The sequence below is a fragment of the Meridianimarinicoccus zhengii genome (assembly GCF_003254465.1).
Taxonomy (GTDB): domain Bacteria; phylum Pseudomonadota; class Alphaproteobacteria; order Rhodobacterales; family Rhodobacteraceae; genus Meridianimarinicoccus; species Meridianimarinicoccus zhengii.
The window spans coordinates 19,474-29,921 of the sequence record NZ_QDFI01000056.1; the positions used below are offsets into that span (position 1 = coordinate 19,474).

The window sequence follows — 10,448 nt, forward strand, 5'->3', positions numbered from 1 at the left end:
GCTCCAATGGCACCGACCGAGCGCAAGCCTCTGATCACGTGGGAGAACGGCCTGACAGCGCCGCTCTATTTCGACCGTCAGGTGGTGCGGGCCGAGGATCTGACACTCGACCGTGCCAGCCACGACCGGGAACTGGCCCGGATGCGCCGCTACCTTCACGGCTGGGGCGTGGTGGCCGGTCTGGTCCCCCACATCGAGGCCGATGTCCTGACCGTCACCGGCGGCTATGGCGTGACGCCTCTGGGCCGCGAGGTGTTCTTCACCGGGGCGCTTTCCGTCGCTGGAATCGCCGCGCGGGTCACCGCCTGCTGCGGACCGGGCGGTGCGGGCTGTGCGCTGGTCGACGAGGCCGCGATCGCCGCGGCGGCGGTGAGCCTGCCGGTCCTGTCGTGGCTGATCGCGCGGCCGACCCTTGCCGAGAAAGACCTGCGCCCGGGTGTCGCCGAGGGCTGCGCCCACCCGGCGAACCACCTGCGCCCGAGCCGGAGTTGCGGCGGCATCGCGCTGGACCTGATCTGTGCGCTGCCGGAAAGCCACCGGGTCGACGCAAGCCTGCCGGGGCATCTCTGTGGCGCCTACGATCCGCTCAGCCCCGACATGCACAGCATGCGGCCGATGCCGCCCGAGATGCCGGAGGTAGACGATTTCGTCGTTCTGGGGCAGGTTCTGGTCGAGGACGGCGTGGCGGTCTTCCGGACCGCGGACCGGCGCGCGCTCCTGCCGACGGCGGTGCTGCAGGAATGGCTCATGACCAGCACCTGTCCATCGGTCTACTACGTCAATCGCAATCCGCAGGAGGGCGGAGAGCACGAGGTGCACCGGCTGGGCTGCCCGGGTTTCGTGCCGGACGAGGAGAACCGGCTCTATCTCGGGTTCTTCACCCGCTGCGAGGACGCGGTGCGGGCGGCGGCTGCCCATTTCGGCGAGGTCGATGGCTGCCGCAACTGCCTGCCCGACTGCCACACGCGCTAGGTCGCAAGGATGGACACGCATCGCCTCGGCATCGGCCGGCTCGTCACGGACTGCACGGTGATCACTGCAGCCGATCAGGCCGCGCCGCTGGAACGGCGGCTGAACCGGGCGCTGCGGGAGGACCTGCCGGGACGGCTTTCGTCGCTTGCCGGGCCGCTTCTGGACGGGCGCGAGGGGGTGATCCGGCTGCGGCGGCTCCGGTTGGATCTGGCGCTGGAGGGGCCCTTCGAGGACGCCGCCCTGGCGCGGCTCTTTGCGGCGCATATCGCGGCGGCGCTGCGCCGGGCGCTGGCCGACCCGCATGCCGAGTCGCGGCAGTGGGACACCACGGCCGCCTATGTCGCGGCCTATGTCGCGCACCGGGTGGGGATGGTCCGTGAACCCGACTGGGCGTTTCCGGACTTCACGGCGCTGCGGTATCTCGGCGCCGCCGAGGTTGCGGTCGAACTGCTCGGGACGCGACCGCAGGTGCTGGCCGAGCTTGCGTCGCTGGGTCGGAGCCAGGGCGGGGCCACGGTGTTGGCGCCGCTGATCCCCGAACCCGATGCGGCACGGCTGGTCCAACGCTGGAGCGGGACACAAGCGCCCTCCACATGGGACGCGGCCGATGGTCAGGCCGTGATCGCAGCACTCGACGGCGAGGCGCTGGCCGCCCTGCGCGGCAGCACCCCGGGCCGGGCGGTACTGGCTCTGGCACTGGCCGCACAGGGCACCGGGGCCGGACCGGCGGCGCGTCTGGGCGCGGCCCTGACGGTGGCCGGGATGGTGCTGGCGCTTGATGCGATTCAGCCGGACGGGCAGGGGGCCGCGGTGGTGGCGGATGTCCTTGCGCGGTTGCAGGCGGAAGCAGTGCCGCAGGCACCGGGCGTTCCGGCGGCGCTGGCGGGCTTCCTGCATCGGACTGCGCGCGACACGGCGGGGCGGACCCGGCTCGCAACACTGGTGACTGGCCTCCAAACGCGGCTCGACCGGCGCGACACCGCCACGCGGGGCCGGGCGCCGACGGACAGGCCGGCCCGCACCGGAGGCGGGCTGGGCGGGGTCTACCGCTCCGAGCTGGCGGGGATGGCGCTTCTGCTGCCGCAAGTTGCACGGTTCGGCGGGACGCTGTCATCCGGGCAGGCGCGGGATCTGCTGCTGGCGCTGGTGCCCGATCCGGAAGCGGCCACCGATCCGGGCCTCGCAGCTTTTCTGCCTGTTCAGGACCCGCCCGGGACGGCCCCGGTGCTGCCGCCGCTTCCCGCCGCCGCCGTCGCTGCCCTGGCAGAGGAGTCGCGGATGCATCTCGACGGGCAATCCGGCGCGGAAGCATGGTCCGGTCTGATCCTCGCGGGCTTCGCGACGCAGCTTCCCGGCTTGAAAGGATCGTCCAGGGCCTATCTCCAGCGCCAGTTCCTGAGCGCGGCGGGGCGCGTCGAGACCGGCGCCGAGGCGATCCGGGTGACGCTGGACGGTCCGCCGCTGGCCATCGTGCTGCGGATGGCGGGGCTGACCGGGCCGCAAGGACGGATGCCGCATCTGGGCGACCGGCGCCTGATCCTCGAGACCGGGGGGCAGCAATGACCGAACAGCGCGCCCTCGGATTCGACGCCGCGGCGTGGATGCAGGCCGCACTTGCGCATCTCGCGGCGCGGCTGCATCACGAGGTGGCGCTGACGCGGGCCTTGCGCGGGCCGGACCGGCAGGAGGGGTTTCTCGGGCTCTTTCTCGACGGTGGCGAGGCGGAGCGGGTTTTGGCAGAACTTGCCGGACGGCTCCGCGCCGAGGCGGTTCCCGATGCGGTGCGGCTCGACGCGGAGGCCGATGCGCTGGCGGCGCGGCGCGGCGGGTTCTGGCGCCACTTGGCCACGGCCTGCCATCTGGGCGAAGCCGAGCTCGACATGCTGCTGCTGGCTGCGGCCCCGGCGCTCGATCCGCGTTTCGGTCGGGTCTACGGGTTTCTCAACGACGACATGGCGCGGCGGCACCTGACACCTGCGCTGGCGGGACGCCTGCTGGAGCGTCACGGGCTGGATGCGCTGACCTTGCGGCGGATGCTGGCGTCGGACGCGCCGCTGCGGCTGTTCGGGCTGGTGACCTGCGAGGAGGGTCTACCGTTCGTCGAAAGCGCGCTGCGCATCGACGAGAACCTGATCGAGCGGCTCCTGGGCGGGGTTGCGCCAGCCGGGATCGGGGTCACGCTGCTTCCGCCCTCGGAGCGCGCGCGCGACGCGGTGCCGCCCATGGCGCTGATTGTTGCCCCCCCGGGCGAGCGCAGCGACGGCGGTGCGCTGGCGATGGATCTGGCGGCCGGGCGCGGTCTGCGGGTCGGTCTGGTGACCTGGTGCGGGCAGGATATGCCCGCGCTGACCCGGGCGCTGCGTGAGAGCCGTCTCGCGGGGACGCTGCCGGTGCTGCGCGGGTTCGACGCAGCACCCGAGAACCTTCGCCGAACGCTTCTGGCCGGGCTTGCGGCCCCTGCGGCGATCCTGACCGCACGCGCGGGCGACTGGCAGTCGGCGGGCTTCGTCGGGGCGCTGCTGACGGCACCGCATCAGGGCTCGGCAGAGCGGCGGGCGCGACTCGACGCTCTTGCGCTGCGTCATGCCGCTGACGGGCCGGAGTTGCGCGCAGCTCTCTACCGGGCCGAGCACCTGTCGCTGATCGACCTCGCGGAGGCACTGGGCCGGCACGCGGACGCGCCGAGCCTTGCGGCCGCGCTGCGCCTGCAGGCCGCCGAGGGGCTGGCCGGGCTGGCCCAGCCGGTCACCGCCGGTTTCACGCTCCGTGACCTGGTTCTGCCGGCCCGCACCCGAAGGGCGCTGGAGACCTTGGCCAGCTGGCAGGAGACCGCGCCGCGGGTGTTGGAGGACTGGGGGCTCGGCCCGCGGCTGGGCAAGAGCCGCAGCCTGACCGCGCTCTTCAAGGGGCCGTCCGGCACCGGCAAGACCATTGCCGCCGGAGCGGTGGCGCGGGCGCTCGGCCTGCCGCTCTTTCGCGTCGATCTGGCGGGGATGATCTCGAAGTACATCGGCGAGACCGAGAAGAACCTCGACCGCCTCTTCGCCGCGGCGGATCAGAGCGACGTGGTGCTGTTCTTCGACGAGGCGGACGCGGTGTTCGGCCAACGCTCCGAGGTGCAGGACAGCCATGACCGCTACGCCAATCTCGAGGTTTCCTACCTGCTTCAGCGGCTTGAAAGCTTCGAGGGCGTCTCGATCCTGGCGACCAACCTGGCGCAGAACATCGACGAAGCGTTCCTGCGGCGGCTCGACATGGTGGTGGAGTTTCCGACCCCCGATGCAGGCCACCGGGCGGCGTTGTGGCGGCGCGGTGCGGGTCCGGACGTCCCTGTCGCGGGCGAAATCGACTTCGACCGGCTGGCAGGGTTCGAGCTGACGGGAGGCGAGATCCGCAACTGCTGGCTGAGGGCCGCGCACCGGGCCGCCGCAACCGGTCAGCCGGTCGACATGGCGCTTCTGCTGGGGGCGGTCTGGCAGGAACTGGTCAAGCAAGGCCGTCCGATCCGAAGGGATGCCTTTGGCGGGTACTACACCGGGCTGCGCGCGGATATGGGGGCGAGATGATCGACTACGCCATGGAGATCTTTCGCGAGGAGACGCCGCCGCTGCCCGCCCCGCGGGAGCCGGGTGAGGCAGAGCTGCGCCCGGGCAACAGCGCTCTGGCGGAGGCGGCGCGGACGGCAGCCGGCGACCGGGACGCGGCCGACCCGGAGCGGCAGCCAGCCGATCCGATCCCTGACTTGGATCGGGACACGGACGCGCGCGCGTCCGGATATGTGTCCAGCGGGGCTCCCGTGCCCGAAGCTAACGCCGGCCAGGTGACCGCTGCACCGGAGAAGGAGCGGGTCAACGACATGTGCGCCGCTCCGGAAACGGAACGGGTGAATAAGGTTCCCGCAGCGCCGGAAACGGAGCGCGTCAAGGAGGCCCCCGCCGACCCGGCCCGGTCGGAGCGGGATCGGCTGTTCGAGGCGGCTGCCCTGAGCTTGCGGGCGCTGCCGGCGCCGCAGCCGCTGCGGGCGGTCTTCGTTCGGTTCGAAGCAGCACCGAGGGCCGAGTTGGAGAGCGCCGTACGGGCGATGGTGGCTCTGTTCCTGCGCGCCCCGGCAAAGGCGCGGGCACCGATGCAGGCTGCGCTGACCGAGGCGCTCCATGCCGAAGTCGGCACGCGGTTCGCGGTCCGCCTTGCCGTGCGTCTTGGCGGCGTCTTTGCCCCGGCCCCTGGACCGGAACCGGACGCACCGCCGGAGGACGACCCGTGACCGAGAGGCAAGCCACACACGCGCCGCCGCTGGCTCATCCGAGCCGACCGCAGAACGACACGGCACGGGCGGCCGACACCGGAACGCCCGCCTCCGCCTATGGGCTTCTGGCGGGGGAGGCTGGCTTCGTCGCGCGGCTGGGCGCCGGCCTGCGGCTGTCTGCAGAGGACCTGCAGGCGGGACGGATCAATCTTCAGGACCGCGCGCAGCCGATCCCGGGCGTTCGGCTGAAGTCGGCGAGCTACAGCGCCCGCCGTCAACGGGTGGACCTGACCGCCGATCTGGCGGTCCCGCATCTGGCAGAAGGCGAATTCACCATCCGCGTCGACAGCACGGGTGCGGCGTCGCTGACCGCGCGGCTGCGGCGCGACCTCGAGATCCCGGCGCTGGGTAACCCGAGTGTCACGGTGACCCTGGATGAAGAGGGTCGGATCGGCGGCGAGGTCACCGTCGAGGGCGCGAACCTGATCCCGCGCCGCCCGCGCATCCCGGGGCTGACGGCAGAGGCGTCGGGGACTCTGACGCTGTCCGATGGAAAGGTCTCGGGCAACGGCAGCGCGACGCTGACCTATGCCGATCTGGGCAATGGGACGGTGAATTTCCGTTTCACCGAAGAGGGCCGGTTCTCGGCGGACGGCACCGTGACGATCACGCCGCCCTTTCTGGATCAGATCGAGACGCAAGTGGCGATCGACGAGGACCAGAACCTCACGGCGCATCTTGAGTTGCAGGCCGGGCAGATGGCGACCTCGATCCCGGGGTTGTCGGTCACCGGCGGCACCCTGACGCTGGACTACGAGAACAGCCGGGTCAGCGCGTCGATCGCCGGGTTTGCGGCGAGCTACGCGAATTTCGGATCGCTGGCCATCGACAGCGCCGCACTGGACCGCGCCAACAAGTTCTCCGCACGTGGCGCGATCAGCCTCGATGTCCCGATGATGGACGAGGTCACGGGGCAGGTCCGGGTGCGAAGCGGGGCCGTCTCGGGGTCTCTGACCATCGCTTCCAGTGCCTTCCCCGACGGCTTTCCCGTGCGCAACGGGAGTATCACCGCGACGATGGACGAGGCGGGACGGCTCGGCATGAGCGGCGAGGTCGGCGTCGATCTGGGGCCGGCGGGCGACGCGCAGCTCAGCGCCAGCTACGGCACGGACGGGCAGTTTGACATGGGGGTGGACGCCCAGATCACCATCCCCGGACTGCAGCCGGGCCAGGTCAACGTCGCATACGGCGACGGCCAGCTCTCGGGCGAGGCGCAGATCCCGATCGACACGGCGCTGCTGCCCGGACTCGATGGTTCGGTCACCGTCCGCTACCGGGAGAACCGGTGGTCGGGCGAGACAACGATCAGCTACAGCGCCGACAACGGCAAGCTTTCCGGGTCGATCACCGTCACGGTGGCACAGACCGAGGAGGGCGCGCTGGAACTGGGCGGTGAGGGCGCTGTCACGGCGCAGCTGATGCCGCGGCTTTCGGGCACCCTGACCGCGACGATCCTGCCCGAGGGCGGGATCGACGTCTCCGGCGCCATCGAGGTCACCGAACCGCTGGAACTCTTCCCCGAGAAGCGGATGGATCGGGAACTGTTCCGCTACTCCCAGAACATTCCGCTCTGGGCCATGCTGGTGGCGGTGCTGCGGGTCCGGGCCGGGGTGCGCGCCGGGGTCGGTCCCGCAGTCTTCCGCAACATCCGCGTCGAGGGGTCGTATACCATCGGATCGGAGGAGGCCGATCCGAGCTTTTCGGTGGCCGGCGAGCTTTTTGTCCCGGCCTTCGTCGAGGGCTATGTCGCGCTCGGCGCCGGTCTTGGGGTGGACGTCGTTCTCGGGTCCCTCACCGGCGGGATCGAGGCGGTGGGGACCGCCGGGCTTTACGGCGCCATCTCGGTGGTGCCGACGCTCAACTACGCGGACGGCGACTGGGGGATCGAGGGCGTGGCGACGCTGGCGGCGGGGGCGCGGGTCAAGCTGGGCCTGAACGCCTGGGCCGAGATCGAGGCGCTCTGGGTCACGGTCTGGGAGCAGGAATGGCAACTGGCCGAGGCGGTCTTTCCCATGGGTCCCGATCTCGCGCTTCAGGCGCGGATGAACTACACCTTCGGCCAGGCCGAGCCGCCCGAAATCGAGATGTCCTCGACCGATATCGACGCGTCCGCGCTGATCCAGGAGGCCATGCCAAAGGATGGGCCAGCAGGATCGGGGGCCCGCGAGGCGTTGCAAAACCGGGCCGAGTGGCGCGGGCAACTGCAGGAGCAAAGCCGCGCCGCGGTGCCACCCGAAACCGCCGCGCAGGCACAGGCGCCCACCCCCGCTCCGCCCGCACCGGCGCGCCCGCAACGCGCAGCGCCACCCGCCGATGCGGCCCGGCAGGGTCAGGCAGGGCAGGGCGGGGCGGGGCAGGCCCCGACGCAACCCACGGTTCAATCGGGCTCGGCCAACCAGCAGCAGCGGTCCGACGCGGTGGACGAGGCGGCGCGGGCACAGGGCACGCAACAGGCGGCGGTTCCGGAAGGCAGCCTGCCCAATTCCGACACGCCCCGCTATCCGCGGCCCCTGACGCTGGCTACCCTGGACGAGCCGCCCGCGCCGCAACCCCGGACCGCGAGCGACGAGCGCGAGGACGTGAACGCGGCCAAGCGGCTGGTCGAACTGGCCAGCGCCCAGTCCACCACCAGCGACGCGCTCGACGACTATTTCCCGCGGATCAAGCGCCGCTTCGGCCTGACCACGCTGGGCTTCAAGGGCGATTTCCAGCGGGGCTTCGAGGTGGTGGGGGGCATCAACCCCGACCTGAAGGTCACCGTGCGCGAACCGCTCTCTGGCACCGGCATTCCCAGCGACAGCTCGAACCGCCATCGGACCAAGGTTACGATGGAGGGCGGCAATCTCGGCGGGGATACCGTGGGCATCCACATGCTGGCCGATCCGCTCGGACCGGATCACCCGCAGGGTTCCGGCCCCGGCGGGCAGGCCGGGCTCATGGGCATGCTGCCGACCGATCCGAAAACCTATGCCGATGCCAACCAGCGCTACATACGCGGCCACCTGCTCAACGACAATCTTGGCGGGCCGGGGCGTCCGGTGAACCTGTACCCGATTACCGCCCATGCCAATTCCGTCCATCACGCGGCCATCGAGCGGGATGTCAAGACATGGGTGAACGACCGGCGCTACTGGGTCCGCTACGAGGTGACGATCCGGGGCGGCGACACGATCCTGGAGACCGCGAACGGCATCAAGTATGTCAATTCGACGATGGAAGCCCAAGCCTCGGTCCTTGACACCCGGCTCGATCCCGTCAGCGGGCTGACCCGAAGCGTGTCCATCCGGTCGGAATACGACACGGCCGCCGCGGTGACCACGGACGAAAATGTGGACGCGGCTGCGCTGGACGCCCATACCGGGCGGGCGATCGATCAAGGCGTCGATGTGCAGCTGTCGAGCCGCCATGGCGGCGGACCGACGGTGACCTTCCCCGGCGAGATCGAGACGCTCCTGAAGGCGAAGATCGCGGCACGTGGGCGCGCCTGGGTGGCAGCGCGGCTGCGCAGTTATTCCGGCTTTGGTGAGAGGTCCGAAGCGGTGCTCTTCAAGGCCTATGACGCGGTCAAGCGGCGCAGCGACAAGACCGTGGATGCGCTGAATGGCGACGAGGTCGGCGTGTTCACACGCATCCGCAATTCCTGGTCGCAACCCGGCGGCGGACTGAAGGACACACTCTGAACAGCACGTGAAGGTTACGGCAAGTGTCTCTCTATGCCTCTTCGCGTCGGTTGAGGTCAGAGGGGTAAGGGGCAATCACGCCTCAGACCAGAGTTCTGCAACAATCCCGTTCGTGACGGTCCCGTCACTCGCGGATGAAACGGGGCAGCCGCGCGGCACGAACTCGCGCCTGCTCACCGCCGCCGGGATCGCCCGCTTCTCGCCGGACGGGCGGGACTTCGGGTCGATCTACCTGCGCGACGACGCGATGCGCGCGATCTCGGAAGATCAGGACTGACGCGCCGAAGGCGGTCATCTTTCCTGTGCGGGTCAAGGCATATCGCAGCGATGGCGTTGCCGTCCCGGAAAATATTAAAAATATCAGAGGTATATTGGAAAATTGCATGATGCGATCATAAAGGTCTTGACACGGGTGTGCACCGGAAGCGGCCGTTTCGTGCACTCTTATGGTTCCTTTGCAGCAATCTAGAAAAAATGGCGACCCCGGGAGGACTCGAACCCCCAGCCTGGTGATTAGAAGTCACCTGCTCTATCCAGTTGAGCTACGAGGCCGCTGGCCGGTGTGGCACCGCCTGAATCTTCCTTAGCGCCCCCTGATGCCGCGCATCAACGACTTAATGCGCTCATGCGGTGTTGGGGTCCCCCTGAACGCCGTAGCCGGCGAAGACGGCGGCCGTTTCGGCGACCTCGGCATCTGTCAGCACATGGGCGCCACCCAGCAATTGCGCATGATAATGCTGATGGGCAAGCGCCTCCAGTTCATGGGCGAGCCACAGGGCGCGTGGCAGGTTCGGCCCGCCGACGACCATCCCGTGATTGGCCATGAGGCAACCCATACGGCCCTCCATCGCACGCAGCACGTGATCCGACAGCGCTGCGGTGCCGAAAGTCGCGTAGTCGGCCACCCGGATATCGGGACCGCCGAAGGCCGCGATCATGTAATGGATCGCCGGGATGGGACGGCGGGCGATGGAAAGCACCGTGCAGAAGGGCGCGTGGGTGTGCACCACGGCATCGATGTCGGGCCGCGCGCGCAGGATGTCGCGGTGAAACCGCCATTCCGAGGACGGCTTGCGCGGTCCCTCCCACGGGCCGTTTCCCGCCAGCGGCATCCGGGCGACCATGTCTGCGGCCAGCGCATCGCTCGGTACGGCGGAGGGCGTGATGAGCATGTGGTCGCCATCCCGCAGCGACAGGTTGCCGGTGGTGCCGCGGTTCAGCTTGCTGCGGTCAAGCGCCAGAGCGGCGTCGACGATGGCCTGCCGCTTGTCGGAGAGTGCAGTAGGCATGATGGCGCGATCCTTTCCGCATGGTCTTGCCCGTGACCTGCCCGATCGGCCCCGCAAGGGCAAGCCCGGCACATGTGGCGGACCGCGCGAGGCTGCCATGAACCGGGGCGTTGCGGAACACGGCCCCGCATGGGCTGCCTAGAGTATCCGTCGTGATCAAGCCGTTTTTTGGGTCCACGTGCGATCAGCTTTGACGAGAGC

General features: G+C 69.8%; 7 protein-coding genes and 1 tRNA gene. 6 read left to right on the plus strand and 2 right to left on the minus strand.

Translation table 11 applies throughout. The features are described 5' to 3' along the window. The first annotated feature begins 6 nt into the window (after positions 1-6). From DDE13_RS23245 to DDE13_RS22975, 6 genes are all read left to right on the plus strand, one after another. Complete coding sequence (locus tag DDE13_RS23245; protein ID WP_222626121.1) at positions 7-972, plus strand: hypothetical protein; 966 nt, start codon at positions 7-9, stop codon at positions 970-972. Between the two features lie 9 nt (positions 973-981). Then, on the plus strand, positions 982-2,535 hold the full coding sequence (locus DDE13_RS16125) for a hypothetical protein (protein ID WP_111405312.1): 1,554 nt from the start codon (positions 982-984) through the stop codon (positions 2,533-2,535). Beyond that, positions 2,532-4,538 carry an ATP-binding protein gene (locus DDE13_RS16130; protein WP_111405313.1) on the plus strand — a complete coding sequence of 669 codons (2,007 nt, stop codon included), beginning with the start codon at positions 2,532-2,534 and terminating at the stop codon, positions 4,536-4,538. The genes DDE13_RS16125 and DDE13_RS16130 overlap by 4 nt, the downstream gene beginning before the upstream one ends. Then, a complete protein-coding gene (locus tag DDE13_RS16135) occupies positions 4,535-5,236 on the plus strand; it encodes a hypothetical protein (RefSeq protein WP_111405314.1) in 702 nt (233 codons plus the stop codon). The genes DDE13_RS16130 and DDE13_RS16135 overlap by 4 nt, the downstream gene beginning before the upstream one ends. Beyond that, the gene (locus tag DDE13_RS16140) at positions 5,233-8,958 is read left to right on the plus strand and encodes a DNA/RNA non-specific endonuclease (RefSeq protein WP_235868737.1); all 3,726 of its coding nucleotides are present in this window, start codon (positions 5,233-5,235) and stop codon (positions 8,956-8,958) included. The genes DDE13_RS16135 and DDE13_RS16140 overlap by 4 nt, the downstream gene beginning before the upstream one ends. A gap of 112 nt (positions 8,959-9,070) precedes the next feature. Then, positions 9,071-9,235, plus strand: a complete 165-nt coding sequence (locus DDE13_RS22975; protein WP_162631052.1) for a hypothetical protein — start codon at positions 9,071-9,073, stop codon at positions 9,233-9,235. A gap of 198 nt (positions 9,236-9,433) precedes the next feature. Here DDE13_RS22975 and DDE13_RS16145 read toward each other — a convergent pair. Then, a tRNA-Arg gene (locus DDE13_RS16145) sits at positions 9,434-9,510 on the minus strand. Between the two features lie 71 nt (positions 9,511-9,581). Beyond that, entirely contained in the window at positions 9,582-10,247 is a 666-nt protein-coding gene (locus tag DDE13_RS16150; RefSeq protein WP_111405315.1) for a class II aldolase/adducin family protein, read from the minus strand. Between the last annotated feature and the right edge of the window lie 201 nt (positions 10,248-10,448).

Bases quoted from the DNA above. Each gene is read 5' to 3' on its own strand.
- DDE13_RS16125 (WP_111405312.1), top strand. From the start codon at position 982: ATGGACACGCATCGCCTCGGCATCGGCCGGCTCGTCACGGACTGCACG.
- DDE13_RS23245 (WP_222626121.1), top strand. From the start codon at position 7: ATGGCACCGACCGAGCGCAAGCCTCTGATCACGTGGGAGAACGGCCTG.
- DDE13_RS16150 (WP_111405315.1), bottom strand. From the start codon at position 10,247: ATGCCTACTGCACTCTCCGACAAGCGGCAGGCCATCGTCGACGCCGCT.
- DDE13_RS16135 (WP_111405314.1), top strand. From the start codon at position 4,535: ATGATCGACTACGCCATGGAGATCTTTCGCGAGGAGACGCCGCCGCTG.
- DDE13_RS16130 (WP_111405313.1), top strand. From the start codon at position 2,532: ATGACCGAACAGCGCGCCCTCGGATTCGACGCCGCGGCGTGGATGCAG.